This window comes from Streptomyces sp. NPDC002564 (genome assembly GCF_042889645.1).
Classification (GTDB): Bacteria; Actinomycetota; Actinomycetes; order Streptomycetales; family Streptomycetaceae; genus Streptomyces.
The window spans coordinates 1-16,625 of record NZ_JBIARE010000013.1; the positions used below are offsets into that span (position 1 = coordinate 1).

Sequence of the window (16,625 nt, forward strand, 5' to 3'; positions counted from 1 at the left end):
CGTCGCGGCGGGGGGGGGGGGGGGGGGGGGGGGGGGGCGCGCGGGGGGGGGGGGGCCGGGCGCGGGGGGGGGGGGGGGGGGGCGGCGCGCCCCCCCCCCCCCCCCCCCCCCCCGCCCCTCAGTCGTGCCGGGTGGTGGGGATCAGAGCTTGGCCAGCTTCGGGTAGGGGCTCAGGAACCGTCCCTGGCGGCCTGCGAAGTCGATGACCACCGCGTCCTCGCCCTCGACGCCCACGATCCTTCCCAGGCCGTACTGGTCGTGGGAAACCCTGTCACCGACCTCGAAGTGCTCCACGGGTGGGGCGGGCGGAGCGGGCACGTTGAAGGGACTGTTCGGCAGATGGCGGCGCGAGCCGGGGGGCCTCGTCATGTTCGCAGTATGGGCCCCCGAGCACCCGGCGCACCATGCTCCGACCTCACACTGCCCTCACATCGGTATGGAACAGACACACAAATCGCAGCCGCAGCACCCGGTCCGCCCGTTTCGGACACGACCCGAACGGACTACCCGGTGACGGCCCGTACCGCCCCCGACGCGGTGCGTACGCGATCATCCGCCGTTCCCGGCCGACGATGCGCTCAAAACAGGTCACTGCAGGCATTCAGGGCGGGCTGTCCGCCGAGGTGCGCGGAGAGCACGGTGGCGTCCCGCGGAATCTCGCCGGTGGTGACCGGATCGACAAGCGCGGCCATCGACTTCCCCGCGTAGACCGGGTCGGTCTCCGACAGCGGCGCCCACATCGAGCCGGACCGGTTCCAGGATCGGGGTCCGGCCGGGCAGCGACGGCACGTTCGCCGGCGAGTGACCGAGCGTCTGCTCCAGCGGGTGCGCCCGGCGCAGCGCCGGGGTGTGCCGGTCCCCGGCGACTCCCCGGCGGACGCAACCGTACGATGCCTCACAGGCGTCGCACAGATCGTCGGAACGTCCCGTCGTCGCAGGGCCCCTGCGGGCCACCGGAAGGAGCATCCGTGGAGCTCGGCGGGTACCGGATCGTCGCGCTGCTGGGTGAGGGCGGGATGGGCCGCGTCCACCTGGCGCGGTCCGTGTCCGGGCGGCCGGTCGCCGTCAAGACGGTCCACGGGCACCTCGCCGCCGACCCGGAGTTCCGCGAGCGCTTCCGCCGCGAGGCCCTCGCCGTGCGGGCGGTCACCGGCCCGTACACCGCCGCCGTCCTGGACGCCGACCCGGACGCCGAACAGCCGTGGCTCGCCATCGAGTTCTGCGCGGGTCCCGGCCTGCCCAAGGCGGTGGCCGCGCACGGCCCGCTCGGTCCCGCGGAGCTCGCCGCACTGGGCGCCGCGCTCGCCGAGGCGCTGGCCGCGGTGCACGCGGCGGGGCTCGTGCACCGGGACGTGAAGCCGTCCAACGTGGTCATCACCCGGGACGGGCCCAAGGTCATCGACTTCGGCATCGCCAAGAGCGCGGCCGACGAGAGCCTCACCGCGGGCGGCGAGGCCATCGGCTCGCCCGGCTTCATCGCCCCCGAGCAACTGGCGTCGGATGCCGGGCGGCCGGGGCCCGCCGCGGACGTGTTCGCGCTCGGCGCGGTCCTCACCGTGGCGGCGACCGGGCGCGGCCCCTTCGGCTCGGGCGGCGCCCCCGAGGTCCTCTACCGCACGCTGCACGACGAGCCCGACCTGCTGGGCGTGCCGGACGGCTCCTGGGAGGAGTTCATCGGCCGCTGCCTGGCCAAGGATCCCGCCGCGCGGCCCCCGGTCGCGGAGGTGCTCGCCTGGTGCGCCGGGCGGGCCGCGGACGAGCCCTGGTGGGAGCAGGAGCCGGTCGCCGGGCTGATCCGCCGTCAGGAGGACAAGGTCGCGGAGCTGCTGGGGCAGGACGGCGGGGGCGGGGCCGCGGGGCCGGGCGGCGCGCGGGACGGGGACGGCGACGCGGACCTCGTGTGGCCTCCGCCGGCCCGCCGCGAGGCCCCGGGCGGCCCGGCGGCGGACGCCCCCACCGCCGGGCCGGCCGACGCACCGGCCGGCCTCCCCGCCACGGAACGGCAGGACACGCCACCGCACGGCAACCCGCCGCACGACACCGCGCAGGACAGCTCCCCGCAGGACGGCTCCCCGCCGCCCGTGGCCCGCACCGCGCGGCGCCGTCTCCTGGCCTGGGGCGCGGCCCTCGCGGCCGTGGGGACCACGACGGCGGCGGTCCTCCTGAGCGAGGAGGACCGCGGGAACGGCGGCGGGAACGGCGCCACCGGCCGGGCGGTGCCGCGTCCGCCCACCGGTGAGGTGCTCTGGAGCCGGGACATCGGCGAGGTCGCGTACGGCGGCGCTCTGCTGCGCAGCGGCAAGGACCTCTACGTCCTGGACGACAAGGGCCTCACCCGGCTCGACGCGGAGACCAGCACGCTGCGCTGGACCTACCCGCAGGAGAACCTGCGGAGCGTCGACGCGCGCGGCGACCTCGTCTACGTCCTGCGGGACAGCCTCTTCGAGCCCGAGCTGATCGCCCTGCGCGCGACCGGTGGCCGGGAGGCCTGGACGTCGGGCGTCCTGCTGCGCAACAAGCACCGGCCGCCGCGCCCCCTCGACGCCCCGAAGGGCCAGGCGGAGGGAAACCGGGGCCAGTTCGTCGTCTCCGGCGACGTGACCTGCCTGTTCACCTACGCCCCCTACGGCACGGCGTGGGAGCGCCGCACCACCGGCGACCGGCCCTGGCGCGCGTACGGCTTCGACTCCCGTACGGGCGAGGAGCTCTGGTTCCACGAGGGCGGCGCGGCGGGAGTCATCGGCGTGGACGGGGCGGGTGGCCGGATCGCGGTGGCGGCCGCGTCCGCGGACTCGGGCACGCCCGGCACGGACCGGTTCGCGGCGGACGACCCGCTGACCGTCCTCAGGGCGTCCGACGGCACCGTGGAGCGGGAGGTGGCGAAGGGGGCCCGGCGTCCGCAGGCCCACCCCGGCGCCGCGGGCACCGGCTACTACGCGTCCGACGAGCGGATCGAGGCGGTCGACCTGGCGACCGGCCGCACCGTGTGGGACCGGGCCGCGGGGGCGGTCACGGCCGTCGCGCCGCGGGCCACCGGCGGCCTGCTGCCCGTCGCCACCTCCGAGGGCATCGCCGCGCTCGACGCGCGGACGGGCCGCAAGCGCTGGTCGCGGCCCGGGTTCCGGGTGATCGGACCGGGCGCGCCGCTGGTCTCGGACGGCCTGGCGCTGGTCGCGGGGCCGGAGCCGGGCGGCTCGGGCGAGGGCCTGTGGGGGGTGTACGCGCTGGACGTGCGGACCGGCGAGGCCGCCTGGGCGGTGCGGGTGGGGCCCGCGTCGGACATGAGCCTGGCGGCGGCGCGGGGCGGCCTGGTCCACGTGTGCGCGGGCCGCACGCTCTACACGGTCCGGGGCCCTGCGGACACCCGGCCGTGACGGGGGCGCTCCGCCGTCCCCGGCGGCCTTCACCGGCGCTGTCCCCGCTCCCCTGACCCCGGAGGTCCTGCCGCATGACCGGAACTCCGCTGCTGCCCGGCGACCCCCGGCGCCTCGGTGGGCACCGCATCGTGCGGCGGCTCGGGGCCGGCGGGATGGGGCAGGTCTTCCTGGGGCGCAGTCCCGGCGGGCGGCTCGTCGCCGTCAAGACCGTGCACCCGCACCTCGCCGCCGACCCGCACTACCGCGAGCGGTTCCGGCGCGAGGCCACCGCGGCGCGGGCCGTCACGGGGGCGCACACCGCCGCCGTGCTCGACGCGGACCCCGACTCCGCCGTGCCCTGGCTCGCCACCGCGTTCCTGCCGGGCGTCACCCTGCGCCGCGCGGTCGCCGCGGGGCGGCCCCTGGGTGCTGCCGCGGTCCGCTCGCTCGGCGCGTGCCTCGCGGAGGCGCTGGCGAGCATCCACGCGGCGGGCATCGTGCACCGCGACCTCAAGCCGTCCAACGTGCTGCTCACCGCCGACGGCCCCCGCGTCATCGACTTCGGCATCGCACGGGCCGCCGGGGAGCTCGGGCTCACCGAGGCCGGGTCCCTGCTGGGCACGCCCGGGTTCATGGCGCCGGAGCAGGTCGTGGGCGGCGATGTCGGGCCCGCCGCCGACGTGTTCGCGCTCGGCGCGGTGCTCGCGTTCGCCGCGACGGGCGAGCAGCCCTTCGGCTCCGGGCCCGTCGCCGTGCTGCTCTACCGCGCCACGCACGAGGAGCCGCATCTCGTCGGCGTACCGGAGACGGCGGGGCTGCGCGCGCTCGTCGCCGACTGCCTGCACAAGGTGCCGGAGCGGCGGCCGTCCGTGGCCGAGGTCCTGACGCTGGCCTCGGCGCGGGACGCGCCCCTGTGGTGGCGCGAGGAGCCCCTGCGGTCGCTGATAGCCGCCGAGCGGGGCGCTCCCGCGGAGGAGGACGCGCGTCCGGCGCCGCATGCGTCCGGGAACCCGGCGCCCGGGGAGCCGGGGGCAGGACCGGGCCCGGACCCCGGCGCGGCGACGGACCGGGAGACCGGCCCGGGACCGGGCGCCGCTCCGGGACCGACCGCGACGGTCCACGGACCGGGGCCGAACCCCGCCGGGCGACCGAGCCCCGCCGGGCGGCCGACCACGGCCGACGGCCCGGACCCCACCCGCACCTCCGCCCCCACCCGTCTGCGCACCCTCACCCGGCGCGGCCTCCTCGGTGTCGGGGGTGCCGGGCTCGCGGGGCTCGCGGGCTGGGCCGTCGCGCGGTCGCCGGGGGCGCCGGACACGGAGGATCAGGACGGCGGGCCCGTCCTGGAGAAGGGGTCGGCGCGGGCCGGGCGCGAGCGCTGGGCGCTGGTCGGGGGCGACGACGGAAGCGGTGTCGTCTCCGCGCTGCTCGCCGGCACCACCGTGCTGGCGCACGGGCCGCGCGCGGGGCTCAGCACACAGGGCCAGGTGCGCGCCGTCGACACGGCGGACGGGACGCGCCGCTGGCAGTACGACAAGGCGCCCGCGGACGCCGCCCGCGAACAGCTGTGGGGCGTCACGGGCGGCCTGCTGATCGCCCCCGACCTCATGGACCGGGTGTACGGGATGCGGAACGGCGACCCGTGGCGGGCGGAGCCGCCCTGGCGCGGGAGCGTGAAGTGGTTCACCGTCGCGGGCGGGCGGCTCGTCGTGCTGGACACCGGCGGCGGGTCGGCGGGCGACCGGGTGCTGCGCTCGCGCGCGCTGCCCTCGGGCGGTTCGCCCCGGACGCGGGGCAAGGACGAGAGCCGCGACTGGCGGGCGCCCGCCGTGTCGGGCCCGCGGCTGCTCCTCGTGCCGGACACCGGGTCGCCGGACCCGGGCGTGATCTGCCTCGACGCGGTCACGGGCAAGGAGCCGTGGACGTACGCCGGACTCGGCAGGACGGGGCAGGTGCGGACCGCGCCGGTGACGCTGCCCGCGCCGGGCGGCCGGGGCGGTGACCGCTTCGCGCTGCTGAGCGACGCCGACGACCTGCACCTCGTCGACGTGCGCACCGGCGACCGGCTGGCCAGGGAGCCGCTGGAGCTGACCGCGGGCAGCGGCGCCACGGCGCTCGGCCACGCCGCGGACACCGGGCTGCTGCTCACCGCCGGGGAGGACCTGATCGGTTTCAGCCCGGTGAGCGGAAAGCGGCTGTGGAGCCATGCGACCGCCGGGCTGGACACCGGGTGGCCGCCGTCGGCGGGCGGCGGCCGGCGCGCCCCGGTCGTCGCGGACGGCGTCCTGCTGAACTGGCTGGACGCCAGGACGCTGCAGGCGGTCGATCTCGCCGACGGCGGACGGCAGTTGTGGCGGACGTCGTTCGACGCCGTCGCCCGCTGCCCGCCCGCGGCCGGCGGCGGCACGGCCTACGTCACGGCGGGACAGGAGTGCCGGGCGCTGGACCTGCGCACCGGCCGGACACGGCGGGAGTGGCCGGTGGACGAGGCGGTCACCTGGCTCGCCGCCGACGACGACGGCTGGTACGCGCGGATCGGCACCTCGTCCCTGCGGGCGTTCAACGCGCCGTGAGTCAGCGGCGCTGCCGCTTCCAGGGGCCGGTGATGGCGAGCATGATGCCGGGCGTCTGGATGTTGGCGTAGAGCGTGCGGCCGTCGGGCGAGAACGTGACGCCGGTGAACTCGCTGTACTCGGGCTTCTCCGGGGTGCCCGCGTTGAGTTCGTTGCGCGCGATCGGGTACGTACGGCCGCTCTCCGTCGCGCCGAACAGGTGCTGGACGCCGTCGCCGTCCTCCGCGACGACCAGGCCGCCGTACGGCGAGACGGTGATGTTGTCCGGGCCGTCGAAGGCGCCGTCCGTGCCCGGGTCGGGGTTGACGCCGAGCAGCACCTTCAGGGTGAGGGTGCGGCGGCCCGGGTGGTAGAACCACACCTGGCCGTCGTGCTGCAGGGGGCTCTCGGTGCGGGCGAAGGACGAGACGAGGTAGGCGCCGCCGTCGCCCCACCACATGCCTTCGAGCTTGCGGGCGCGCGTGACGTCGCCGTCGGCGAACTGCTTGCGCACCGGCACGCTCCGTGCGTCGCGGTCCGGCACCTCGACCCAGTCCACGCCGTACACCGTGCCGATCCGCGTGGCGCGGGACAGGTCGTCGACGAAACGCCCGCCGGAGTCGAAGCACTTGGGCGCTTTCAGGACACCCGCGTCGTCGGCGAGCGTGCGCAGCCTGCCCCGGCCGTGCCGGAAGCCGTGCGGCGGGGTCCAGCGGTAGAAGAGGCCGTTGGGCCCCGAGGCGTCCTCGGTGAGGTAGAGGTGGCCGCGCTTCGGGTCGACGACGACGGCCTCGTGGGCGTAACGGCCGAGCGCCTTGACGGGCTTGGGGGCGCGGTTGGCGCGGGCGTCGAGGGGGTCGACCTCGAAGACGTAGCCGTGGTCCTTGGTCATGCCGTTCTGGCCGGCCCTGTCCTCGGTCTCCTCGCAGGTGAGCCAGGTGCCCCACGGGGTGGAGCCACCGGCGCAGTTGGTGGCGGTGCCCGCGATGCCGACCCACTCGGCGACCCGTCCGTCGGGGCGGACCTCGACGACGGTGCAGCCGCCGGCGGCCGCCGGGTCGTAGACGAGGCCCTCGGTGAGCGGCACGGGGTGCGGCCACTTGCTGCGGGGGCCCGCCAGCTCGTGGTTGTTGACGAGCAGCGTCGTGCCGCGCGGGCCGCGGAAGGCGGCGGTGCCGTCGTGGTTCGAGGGAGTGGGCTCGCCGCTCTCCAGCGTGGTCCTGCCGCTGTGCGTCAGGACGCGGTAGGAGAATCCGGCGGGCAGCGCGAGCAGGCCCTCGGGGTCGGGCAGCAGCGGTCCGTAGCCGGGGCCGTGGTGGCCGTGGCCCGGGACGTCCGCCGCGCCCTCGGCGTCCACGGCGTCCTGGAAGTCCGTCGCGGCCAGGGCGCCGGGCGCGGTGGCGAGCGCGCCGACGCTGCCGGCCAGCGCGACCCCCGCCCCGGTGAGCGCGGAGCGTCTGGTGAAATCCCTGCGGGTGAGCGACATGGTGTCTCCTGAGGGCCGGGGTGCGAGAACGGGACGTACGGCCGGGCGGTGTTCGGCGCCACCGTCCCGCTCGCGTATAAACGGCGGTTGAACACTGTTCGACGTCGAGGGGCCACCTTCCATGAACCTGCCCGTGAACATGCCCGCGTCCGGCCGCCGGGTCCTGGTCAGCGGAGCCTCCCGGGGGCTCGGCCGCGCGCTGGCCCGCGCCTTCGCCGAGAACGGCGACCGGGTCGCGGTGCACTACGGCTCGCGCGTGCAGGAGGCGCGGGCGACACTCGCCTCGCTGGCGGGCGACGGGCACGTCCTGGTGGGCGGCGACCTGTCCGACCCGGCGGGCGCGGCGGACGTCGCGGAGCGCGCGGCCGGGGCGCTCGGCGGCCTCGACGTGCTGGTGAACAACGCGGCGGTGAACCTCCCGCACCCGCTCGCCGAGACGCCGTACGAGGAGTGGGCGCGGCTGTGGCAGCGGCACGTGTCCGTGAACCTCCTCGCGACGGCGAACCTCAGCCATCTCGCGGCCCGGCGCATGATCGACCAGGGCACGGGCGGGCGGATCGTGAACATCGGCTCGCGCGGCGCGTTCCGGGGCGAGCCGGACCACCCGGCGTACGGGGCGACGAAGGCGGCCGTGCACGCGCTCGGCCAGTCGCTCGCCGTGTCGCTCGCGCCGCACGGGATCGCGGTGGCGTCGGTGGCGCCCGGGTTCTTCGGGACGGAGCGGGTGGCGCACCGTCTGGCCGGGGCGGAGGGCGAGGCGATCCGCGCGCAGAGCCCGTTCGGGCGGGCCGGGACCGCCGAGGAGATCGCGGCCGCCGTCCTGTGGCTGGCGTCGCCGGTCGCCGAGTGGGCGTCGGGCACGGTGCTCGACCTGAACGGCGCCTCGCACCTGCGCACCTGAGCCGTGCCGTGCGGCGAAGAATCAGCGCGGCACACCTTGACCGGCGCCGCGCACGGCAATAGACAGCTCGTACGTGCAACCGCAGCACCCGCGCGGGGAGGCGAGCCGAGTGGACGCACATCAGGCACGCAGCCTCCATGAGGACCGGCTGATGCAGCTGGCCAATGTCACCGGCGTCGGCACCGGAAGGGACGACCACTCGGGTCAGGACGTGATCGTCGTCTTCGTCACCCACCGAGTGCCCCGTGACCGGCTCCGGGACGAAGACGTGGTTCCGGACGAGCTCGACGGTGTCCCCGTGCGCGTGCTCGCCATCGGCGAGGTCGACGCGCAGGACGGCGGTACGTAGCGGGCGCGATGCCCCGGCACGGCCCGGAGCCCCCACCCTGCACAGGGGAAGAGGTGGTCTGGCGTGGTGAGCCAGCCCGAACTGATGCGTGGACCGACCGGCGGTCAGCTGACCGACAGCTCCCGTCAGCAGGCGGTGTCCGACTTCCTGCGGCCCCAGCAGCCGCTGGCCAACGTGGTCGGCTTCGGCCACGGCGTGAAGTGGCGGGAGGGGCAGCCCACCGGCGAGCCCGCTGTCGTCGTGTTCGTCACCCAGAAGGTCCCGGAGTCCATGCTCCCGGAGCGGGACGTCGTGCCGCGCCGGATGGACGACGGCACCCCGACCGACGTCGTCGCGGTGGGCCACATCGCGGCGCAGCGTCAGCAGAGCAGGTCCGGCGGCCGCCGCGCCGAGGACCGCGCGCCCGCCGCGTACGGCCCGGACGGCAGCATCAGCGAGCAGCTGGCGGGCCTCGGGCAGCCGCAGCTCGAAGAGCTGGCCGGGCGCGGCGCGTTCGAGCCGCAGCTCCTCAAGCGCCGGATGCGTCCGTGCCCGTCGGGCTTCTCGGTCGGCAACGTCCGGGTGACCGCGGGCACGCTCGGCAGCGTGGTCTACGACTTCCTGCCCGGTGCCTCCGTGGATCCGCCGGGGTCCGGCCTCGGCATCCCGGCGAAGTTCTCCATCCTGTCCAACAACCACGTGCTGGCCGACTCCAACCGGGCGCAGCTGGGCAGCGCGATCGTGCAGCCGGGCGTCTTCGACGGCGGGCAGGACCCGGCGGACCGGATCGCGACGCTGGAGCGGTTCATCACCATCCAGTTCGCCCCGCAGATCCCGCTGGAGCGGCACAACAACGTGGTGGACGCGGCGCTCGGCGCGGTCGACTTCCAGGACGCGACCCGCGAGCAGTACTTCAGCGGCGCCCCGCGGGCCTGGCGGCGCAAGGCCAATGTGGCCGTCGGCGACCTGGTGAAGAAGTCCGGCAGGACCACGAACATCAGCTTCGGCCGGATCATCGCGGTGGACGCGACCGTCGACGTGAACTACGGGACGGCGGGCACCGCCCGGTTCAAGGACCAGATCGTCACGACGAACATCTCGGCGGGCGGCGACTCCGGTTCGCTGGTCGCCTCGCAGGACGACGTCGCGGTGGGCCTGCTCTTCGCCGGTTCCTCGGTCGCGACCATCGTCAACCACATCGAGAACGTCCGCGCGCTGCTGCGCGTGGAGATCGCCGAGCTGCTGGCCTGACGGTCAGGACGGAAGGAGGGATTCCCATGACCACTCAGGCACGCAAGAGCAAGGGCAGGACGGGAACGGAGCACCGCTTCCACAATCCGCAGGGCGCCGAGGTCAAGACGCGCGACGAGGCGTTCGCCGCGCCGGCCGCCGACGTGTCGGCCGAGGCCTTCTCGACGGACTGCACGCTGACGCTGCACAGCGGCGCGGTGACGTTCACCGTCGAGGTGAAGTACAACCCCAACACCTATCCGCACGTGGTGACCGGCGGGCAGATCACGTCCGGCATCTGCGGGGCGCCGTGGGACATCACGGGCGGCACGCTCGGCGACACGATGCGGCTGGACGCGAAGCGGTCGGGGCAGGGGTCGTGCGCGAGCACGATCACGATCGTGGGCGAGTACCAGAACCCTCCGGCGTACCGGGGTACGTACGGATTCGACGGGGCGTCGTCCTCGTTCAAGCACACCACGAGGTATGCCGTCGGCGGGTGAGCGGGTTCCCGGGTGGGTCGTGCTGCTCGGCCCACCCGGGGTGCCGTCCGTCGGCCTCCGGGGCTCGTCCTCCGGTGCGGCAGGGGCTACAGGTTCCTCGCCTTGAAGGCCGCCTTGCGGGCCTCCTTCGCCACCTTCTTGTCGGGGTGCAGGCGGCCCATCGCCTCCAGGACGTCCGCCGTGGCGGGGTGCTCGACGCGCCACGCCGTGGCGAAGAAGCCGCTGTGCTGCTGGGCGAGGCCCTCGACCAGGCCCTGCAGCTCGTCGGAGTTGCCCTCGGCGGCGAGCTGCGCGGCGAGCGTGTCGATGGTCAGCCAGAAGATCAGCGTCTCCGAGGGCGCCGGCACGTCCGCGGCGCCGTGCTCGGCCAGCCACACCCGGGCCAGTCCGCCGAGCTCGGGGTCGTCGAGGACCTCGCGCAGCGCGGGCTCGGCCTCGGCGCCGACCAGGGAGAGCGCCTGCTGGCAGCGGAGCCTGCGCAGCGGCGCGCCCTCGTCGCCGCCGCGCGCCGCGGCGAGCAGCTCCCGGGCGGCGACCGGCGTCTCGTGCCGGGCGAGCCACTGCTCGATCTCGGCCTGCGCGGCGGCCTGCGGGAAGCCGGAGGTGCCGTCCAGGAGCGCGTCGGCGCCCTTGTCCGCGAGGTCGCCGACGGCGGGCGCGTCGACGCCGGCCTCCAGCATGCGGGCGCGCACGCCGTACAGGCCGAGCGGGGTGAGCCGGACCATGCCGTAGCGGCTGACGTCCTCGTCGTCGATCTGCGGGGGCTCGGGGGCGCTCTCGTCGTCGATGTCGGCCATGAGCGCCTCGTCGACCGGCTGGTATTCGACGAGGCCGAGCGGCTCGAAGAGCCGGAACTGGTCGTCGAGCTTCATCATCGCGTCCGACACCTGCTCCAGGATGTCGTCCGTGGGCTCGCCCATGTCGTCGGGGACGATCATCGAGGCGGCGAGCGCGGGCAGCGGCACCGGACCCTCGCCGGCCGCGGCGTCGCCCACGGTGAGCAGGTAGAGGTTGCCGAGGACGCCGTCCAGGAAGTCCGCCTCGGCCTGCGGGTCCCAGCCGAGCTCGTCGAAATTGACCTCGCCGTTCTCCTCCAGGACGTCCAGGAGGCCCTCCATGTCGGGCACGGTGGCGTCGGCGTACACGGTGTCGAGGGCGCCGAGCCAGATGCCGAGGACGTCCTGCGGGCCGCCCTCGGCGAGCAGCGCGAGGTCCTCGCCCCGGGTGACGGTGCCCTCCGCGCCCTCCTCCTCGGCGTCCGTGACGTCCACGAGTCCGGTGTCCACCGCGACCCGCCAGGCCTCGCTCGCGTACGCGGCCGAGTCCGGGTCGTCCGCCGGCAGGCCCAGCTCGGCCGCGGCGGCCCCGAGCTGGGCGTCGACGAGCTCGCCGCCCGCGCCGACGCGGGTGTCGGGCCCGGCCCAGCGGGCCAGCCGCACGGCGCGGGACAGCAGCGGTGTGGCGAGCGCGGCCCGCGCGAGTTCCGCTTCGGAGTGCAGCAGCACCGGCGGCAGGGTGGCGGGGCTTACGGACATCGGCTGGTTCTCCTCCGGAGGTGGGGCGGTCGGCAGTGCGCAAGCCTAGACGGATTTGGCACCATGCCGCCCGGTTCATGTCCCTGTCAGGAAACGTACAGCGTGGGAACACCCGGAGCACCTTGACAACTCCCCTGCCCACACAAGAGATTGACGCGCGTAGAGCGCCCGTCCGGGCCTGCGCCGCCGCACCGTTCCTCCCGCACGTCCCCGCCCGACCACACCCTCATCCGGAGAATCGCCGATGCCTCAGACCTTGTCCTCCCGCGCACCGAGATCCGCCGCCGTGGGCGCCGTCGTCGCCACCGCCCTGGCCGCGGGCCTGCTCGCCGCCTCCTCCTCGGCCGCATCGGCCGACGCGGTGCGGATCCACGACATCCAGGGCACCACCCGCATATCGCCGCTGGCGGGACAGCAGGTCACGGACGTGTCCGGTCTGGTGACCGGGGTCCGCGGATACGGCTCCAAGGGCTTCTGGATCCAGTCGGCCGCCCGGGACGCCGACCAGGACCCGGCGACCAGCGAGGCCGTCTTCGTCTTCACCGGCTCGGCGCCGCTCACCGTCAGGCCGGGCGACGCGGTCCGCGTCTCCGGGACCGTCGGGGAGTACGTCCCCGGGGGCGCCGCCTCCGGCAACCAGTCGCTCACCCAGATCACCAGGCCGACGGTGACCGTCGAGTCGTCCGGCAACGCGCTGCCCGCGCCGGTCACCCTCGACGCGAAGTCCGTGCCCGCCGCGTACGCGCCCGCGGGCGACCCGGCGCAGGGCGGCAGCATCAACGCGCTGCCGCTGAAGCCCCGTTCGTACGCCCTGGACCTGTACGAGTCCCTGGAGGGCATGAACGTACGGGTGGCGAGCTCGCGCGTGGTCGGCGCGACCGACGCGTACAACGAGCTGTGGGTGACCGTGAAGAAGCACGAGAACGCCAACCGGCGCGGCGGCACCGTCTACGGCTCCTACGGCGCGCAGAACGGCGGGCGGCTGCAGATCCAGCAGCTCGCCCCCGTCTCCGAGCGGCCCTTCCCCAAGGCGAACGTCGGCGACGTGCTGCGCGGCGGCGCCGAAGGGCCCCTGGACTTCAACCAGTTCGGCGGCTACACCCTGGTGGCCCGCGAGCTCGGCACGGTCACGGACAAGGGCCTCACCCGCGAGAAGACCCGCCGGCAGGCCAGGGGCGAGCTCGCCGTGGCCACGTACAACGTCGAGAACCTCGACCCGACGGACCCGCAGGAGAAGTTCGACGCGCTCGCCGGCGCGGTCGTCTCGAACCTGTCCTCGCCCGACATCGTCGCCCTGGAGGAGATCCAGGACGACAACGGCGCGAAGAACGACGGCACGGTCTCCGCGGAGGCGACCCTGAAGAAGTTCACCGACGCGGTCGTCGCCGCGGGCGGGCCGCGCTACGCCTGGCGGTCCGTCGACCCGGAGAACAACAAGGACGGCGGCGAGCCGGGCGGCAACATCCGCCAGGTGTTCCTCTTCAACCCCGAGCGGGTCTCCTTCACCGACCGGGCGCCGGGCGACGCGACGACGCCCACCGAGGTCGTGCGCCAGGGCAAGCAGGCGGCGCTGAGCCACTCCCCCGGGCGGATCGACCCGGGCAACGCGGCGTGGGCGGACAGCCGCAAGCCGCTGGCCGGCGAGTTCGTCTTCCGCGGCCGGACGGTCTTCGTGATCGCCAACCACTTCGGTTCCAAGGGCGGCGACGAGGGCCTGCCCTCGCACCACCAGCCGCCGGTGCGCTCCTCGGAGGCCAAGCGGCTGCAGCAGGCGCAGGCCGTGAACGGCTTCGTGAAGGATCTGCGCGCGGTCCGGCGCGACGCGGACGTCGTGGTGCTCGGCGACATCAACGACTTCGAGTTCTCCGCGACCACCCGGGCCCTCGAGGACGGCGGCGCGCTGCGCTCGGCCTTCCGTTCGCTGCCCAGGAGCGAGCGCTACTCGTACGTCTACCAGGGCAACTCGCAGGTCCTCGACCAGATCCTGACCAGCCCCGGCGTGGGCGGCGACTTCGGCTACGACAGCGTGCACATCAACGCGGAGTTCGCGGAGCAGAACAGCGACCACGACCCGCAGGTGCTGCGCTTCCGGCCGTAGCCGGCGCGGACCGCCTCAGCCGTAGAGGTGGTCCAGCCAGTCCTGCCAGGCCAGTTCGGTGCCCTTGGCGTTCGCGTGCGCGCCGAAGTCGTGCACGCTGATGCCGACGGGGGCACCGAAGTGGTTGCGGCCCAGGAAGCGGTGCAGTGCCTCGTCCGTGCGCAGGCCGATGAAGTGGCGGCTGCGGAAGTCGATGACGGCGTCCAGTTCGCCGCCGGGGGCCTGCACGCGGACGCGGGCCCCCTCCGAGGCGTCGTCGGGCAGCCCGAGCGCCCTGGCCAGGCGCGCGAACGCGTCCGGGGCGGCGGAGGCGCGCGGCCCGTGCAGGCCGGAGAAGGCGACGGGGCGGCCCTCGAAGTACGCCATGTACTGGCCCAGGGTGTGCAGGCGGAAGTCGGTGTACCGGCCGAGCGTCTCGTAGCGCGCGTCCCGGTCGCCGGTGAAGATGCCGCTGTGGACGTGGCGCAGCCAGGAGCGCCGTCCGCCGTCGCGGGGCTCGATGGTGTGATCGACCTGGTCGAGGGTCTGCCCCGGCACGCGGTCGGGGTCCTCGACGCGGGCGGTGAGGCGGCGGGGCGGGTCCCAGCGGGTGACGGTGCCGCCGGAGGGGGCGGCGCCGCCCTCGCGGGGCTCGTACTCGACGGGCCACAGCCAGCCGCCGGTGCCGGTGGTCAGGGCGGCCCACAGCCGGGCGGGCGAGCCCTCGATCTCCAGCTCCCTGACGAGCTCGAAGGCCTGCGCGGCGCCGTCGTCCGCCGTGCCGTCCGCGGCGGTCGCACCGGGCCTGCCGGGCCTGCGCCGGCCCGGCCTGCCCCGGCCCGGGCTCTCGTCACCGGTCCGTCCGCCGCTCATGACGGCCTCCGGAGGGCGCGGGCGGGGGCGGGGGCGTCGGTCGGGGTGACGTCGAGCATGGCCCCACCGTCCCGCCGGCACCTGTCGCTGTCCAGGAGGGTGCGGGCGCTCCGCGGGACGGCGCCGGGAAATTACGCCGTGCTCGGTACGAAGCCGTACGCGAACCGGTACCGGGCGACCGCGTCGTCGCGCAGGACGCCGGGGAAGTCCCGCACGCGCCGCCACGGCGGGGTGGGCGGGACGATGCCGTCGCCGGGCGCGGCGAGCGCGTCGGCGTGGGCCTGCCCGCTCTCCCACTGCGCGTAGAGGAGGACCCGGGTGCCGTCGGTGCTGAGGTGGAAGTGCGCGGACAGCGGCGCGCCGTCCTGGGGCCCGTCGTCGTCCAGGGCGTCGATGACGGCGTCCGCCCAGGCGCGCCCGCGGTCGGGGCCCGGCCCCTCGACGTCGGCCCGCACGATCACGACCGCGCCGGGCTCACGACCCGCGCGCTCCCGCCCGTCGGTCCAACTGCGGTACAGGCGCGTCTTGTTGAGGCCGAGGCGCGCGATGCCCGGGACGGCCGCGTCGATGTCGTCGTTCCTGGCGTCCCTGCCGTTCGCCGCGCCCGCGAAGAACTCCTGGTAAGAGCCCTCGTCCCGCCACTGCGAGTGGTGCAGGACGGTCGAGCCGTCGGCACCCGCGTGGACCGCGTACGAGAGCAGGCCCGCGTGCGGCCAGGGCCTGCTCCGCCAGGCTTCGGCGATGGCGTCCAGGGTGGCCCGCTGCCGGGCGGGCGAGCCGGTGCTCCAGGTGCTGATGAAGGTGAGGCCGCCGTCGGCGGCAAGGGCCGGATCGGGGGGAGCACCGGTGCTGCGGGTGGGGGCGCCGGGGGCGGTGGTGTTCTCGGGCATGGCGGGTCCGTCCGTCTCGGTGGAAGCGGCTCCGGGGGCGGTGCGCTCCCCGTACGCACCACGGTCGGACTTCAACCGCACTTGAAGTCAAGCCCGTTCGGGACGCGGCACCGTCACCGGGCCGAGCGCGGGGCGCTTGGCCGCGCGGCCGTCGCCGGAGGAGCGCCCGCGCAGGCGCCGCCACAGCCACGGCCCCAGGAACCCCGCGAACCAGCGCGCCTCGGCCGCCGTCGCGCCGAACACCGAGACCGGGGGCAGGGGCGGCAGCGGCCGCAGCCAGTCGGCGTGCCCGGGGACGCCCAGCGCGTCCGCCATGCCCGCGGCGATCCGGGCGTGCCCGAGCGGGCTCGCGTGCAGCCGGTCGCCGCTCCACAGCCGCGGGTCGGTGGTGACGCGGTGCGGGAACGTGTCGAGGACGACCACGCCGTGCCGGTCGGCGGCGGCGCGGATGCGGGCGTTCAGGTCCAGGACCCGGGGCACCGCGCGGCGCGCGAGCGGGGAGATCCGGCCGATGTCGGGGAAGGTCACGGTGGCCACGCGCGCGCCCGCCGCGGTGAGTTCGGTGAACATCTCCTCGATGTCGGCGGCGACGCGTGCCGCGTCGAAGCCCGGCCGCACCAGGTCGTTCATGCCCGCCATGACGGTCACGAGGTCCGGCTCCAGGGCGAGCGCGGGCCCCAGCTGTTCCGCCTTGATGTCCGCCGTGCGGCGCCCGCGCACGGCGAGGTTGGCATAGCCGAGGTCCGGGTTCCCGGCGGCGAGGAGCTCGGCGAGCCGGTCGGCCCAGCCGCGGTGGCCGCGCTCCTCGCCGCCGTCGCCGAGCCCCTCCGTCTGGCTGTCGCCGAGCGCGACATAGCGGCGGTACGGGTGGTGCGGGGTGGTGGCCATGCGCCG

General features: G+C 75.5%; 13 protein-coding genes and 1 pseudogene. 7 read left to right on the forward strand and 7 right to left on the reverse strand.

Translation table 11 applies throughout. The features are described 5' to 3' along the window. Positions 1-141: 141 nt before the first annotated feature. Both ACFYXE_RS32870 and ACFYXE_RS32875 read right to left on the reverse strand, forming a co-directional pair. A complete protein-coding gene (locus ACFYXE_RS32870; protein ID WP_055564387.1) occupies positions 142-369 on the reverse strand; it encodes a CarD family transcriptional regulator in 228 nt (75 codons plus the stop codon). A 209-nt stretch (positions 370-578) separates the two neighbouring features. Then, positions 579-719: pseudogene (locus ACFYXE_RS32875) on the reverse strand (aminocyclopropane-1-carboxylate deaminase/D-cysteine desulfhydrase family protein); the annotation flags it as partial. Positions 720-968: 249 nt separating this feature from the next. Between ACFYXE_RS32875 and ACFYXE_RS32880 the strand changes: the two are divergent. Continuing rightward, positions 969-3,374: a PQQ-binding-like beta-propeller repeat protein gene (locus ACFYXE_RS32880; RefSeq protein WP_389318916.1), complete on the forward strand. Its 2,406-nt coding sequence runs from the start codon at positions 969-971 to the stop codon at positions 3,372-3,374. Between the two features lie 74 nt (positions 3,375-3,448). Further along, positions 3,449-5,929, forward strand: coding sequence for a protein kinase (locus ACFYXE_RS32885; protein ID WP_389318918.1), 2,481 nt, complete (start codon positions 3,449-3,451; stop codon positions 5,927-5,929). A gap of 1 nt (position 5,930) precedes the next feature. On the opposite strand, the gene ACFYXE_RS32890 is transcribed toward ACFYXE_RS32885, so the two are convergent. Then, complete coding sequence (locus ACFYXE_RS32890) at positions 5,931-7,394, reverse strand: alkaline phosphatase PhoX (RefSeq protein ID WP_389318920.1); 1,464 nt, start codon at positions 7,392-7,394, stop codon at positions 5,931-5,933. 121 nt (positions 7,395-7,515) lie between these two features. On the opposite strand from ACFYXE_RS32890, the gene ACFYXE_RS32895 reads away from it, so the two are divergent. The 4 genes from ACFYXE_RS32895 to ACFYXE_RS32910 all read left to right on the forward strand — a co-directional run bounded on the left by ACFYXE_RS32895 (position 7,516) and on the right by ACFYXE_RS32910 (position 10,356). Further along, positions 7,516-8,295, forward strand: a complete 780-nt coding sequence (locus ACFYXE_RS32895; protein WP_361176208.1) for an SDR family oxidoreductase — start codon at positions 7,516-7,518, stop codon at positions 8,293-8,295. Between the two features lie 151 nt (positions 8,296-8,446). Beyond that, positions 8,447-8,644, forward strand: a complete 198-nt coding sequence (locus ACFYXE_RS32900; RefSeq protein WP_389318922.1) for a hypothetical protein — start codon at positions 8,447-8,449, stop codon at positions 8,642-8,644. A gap of 66 nt (positions 8,645-8,710) precedes the next feature. After that, positions 8,711-9,874: a hypothetical protein gene (locus ACFYXE_RS32905; RefSeq protein ID WP_389318924.1), complete on the forward strand. Its 1,164-nt coding sequence runs from the start codon at positions 8,711-8,713 to the stop codon at positions 9,872-9,874. A gap of 26 nt (positions 9,875-9,900) precedes the next feature. Then, the gene (locus ACFYXE_RS32910) at positions 9,901-10,356 is read left to right on the forward strand and encodes a hypothetical protein (RefSeq protein ID WP_389318926.1); all 456 of its coding nucleotides are present in this window, start codon (positions 9,901-9,903) and stop codon (positions 10,354-10,356) included. 86 nt (positions 10,357-10,442) lie between these two features. On the opposite strand, the gene ACFYXE_RS32915 is transcribed toward ACFYXE_RS32910, so the two are convergent. Further along, complete coding sequence (locus ACFYXE_RS32915) at positions 10,443-11,891, reverse strand: hypothetical protein (protein WP_361176204.1); 1,449 nt, start codon at positions 11,889-11,891, stop codon at positions 10,443-10,445. Positions 11,892-12,135: 244 nt separating this feature from the next. Here ACFYXE_RS32915 and ACFYXE_RS32920 point away from each other — a divergent pair, with 244 nt between their 5' ends. Next, positions 12,136-13,989 (forward strand): endonuclease/exonuclease/phosphatase family protein, encoded by a 1,854-nt coding sequence (locus ACFYXE_RS32920; protein WP_389318928.1) that lies wholly within the window; start codon positions 12,136-12,138, stop codon positions 13,987-13,989. 15 nt (positions 13,990-14,004) lie between these two features. Here ACFYXE_RS32920 and ACFYXE_RS32925 read toward each other — a convergent pair whose 3' ends face one another. From ACFYXE_RS32925 to ACFYXE_RS32935, 3 genes are all read right to left on the reverse strand, one after another. Continuing rightward, the gene (locus tag ACFYXE_RS32925; RefSeq protein ID WP_389318930.1) at positions 14,005-14,841 is read right to left on the reverse strand and encodes an SRPBCC domain-containing protein; all 837 of its coding nucleotides are present in this window, start codon (positions 14,839-14,841) and stop codon (positions 14,005-14,007) included. A gap of 131 nt (positions 14,842-14,972) precedes the next feature. After that, positions 14,973-15,731, reverse strand: a complete 759-nt coding sequence (locus ACFYXE_RS32930; protein WP_389318932.1) for an antibiotic biosynthesis monooxygenase — start codon at positions 15,729-15,731, stop codon at positions 14,973-14,975. An 87-nt stretch (positions 15,732-15,818) separates the two neighbouring features. After that, complete coding sequence (locus ACFYXE_RS32935; protein WP_389318934.1) at positions 15,819-16,619, reverse strand: SGNH/GDSL hydrolase family protein; 801 nt, start codon at positions 16,617-16,619, stop codon at positions 15,819-15,821. Positions 16,620-16,625 lie beyond the last annotated feature (6 nt).

Excerpts from the sequence above, each read along its gene's own strand:
- ACFYXE_RS32870 (WP_055564387.1), bottom strand. The coding sequence starts at position 369 with ATGACGAGGCCCCCCGGCTCGCGCCGCCATCTGCCGAACAGTCCCTTC.
- ACFYXE_RS32900 (WP_389318922.1), top strand. The coding sequence starts at position 8,447 with ATGCAGCTGGCCAATGTCACCGGCGTCGGCACCGGAAGGGACGACCAC.
- ACFYXE_RS32935 (WP_389318934.1), bottom strand. The coding sequence starts at position 16,619 with ATGGCCACCACCCCGCACCACCCGTACCGCCGCTATGTCGCGCTCGGC.
- ACFYXE_RS32885 (WP_389318918.1), top strand. The coding sequence starts at position 3,449 with ATGACCGGAACTCCGCTGCTGCCCGGCGACCCCCGGCGCCTCGGTGGG.
- ACFYXE_RS32890 (WP_389318920.1), bottom strand. The coding sequence starts at position 7,394 with ATGTCGCTCACCCGCAGGGATTTCACCAGACGCTCCGCGCTCACCGGG.
- ACFYXE_RS32915 (WP_361176204.1), bottom strand. The coding sequence starts at position 11,891 with ATGTCCGTAAGCCCCGCCACCCTGCCGCCGGTGCTGCTGCACTCCGAA.
- ACFYXE_RS32925 (WP_389318930.1), bottom strand. The coding sequence starts at position 14,841 with ATGAGCGGCGGACGGACCGGTGACGAGAGCCCGGGCCGGGGCAGGCCG.
- ACFYXE_RS32930 (WP_389318932.1), bottom strand. The coding sequence starts at position 15,731 with ATGCCCGAGAACACCACCGCCCCCGGCGCCCCCACCCGCAGCACCGGT.
- ACFYXE_RS32920 (WP_389318928.1), top strand. The coding sequence starts at position 12,136 with ATGCCTCAGACCTTGTCCTCCCGCGCACCGAGATCCGCCGCCGTGGGC.
- ACFYXE_RS32895 (WP_361176208.1), top strand. The coding sequence starts at position 7,516 with ATGAACCTGCCCGTGAACATGCCCGCGTCCGGCCGCCGGGTCCTGGTC.
- ACFYXE_RS32910 (WP_389318926.1), top strand. The coding sequence starts at position 9,901 with ATGACCACTCAGGCACGCAAGAGCAAGGGCAGGACGGGAACGGAGCAC.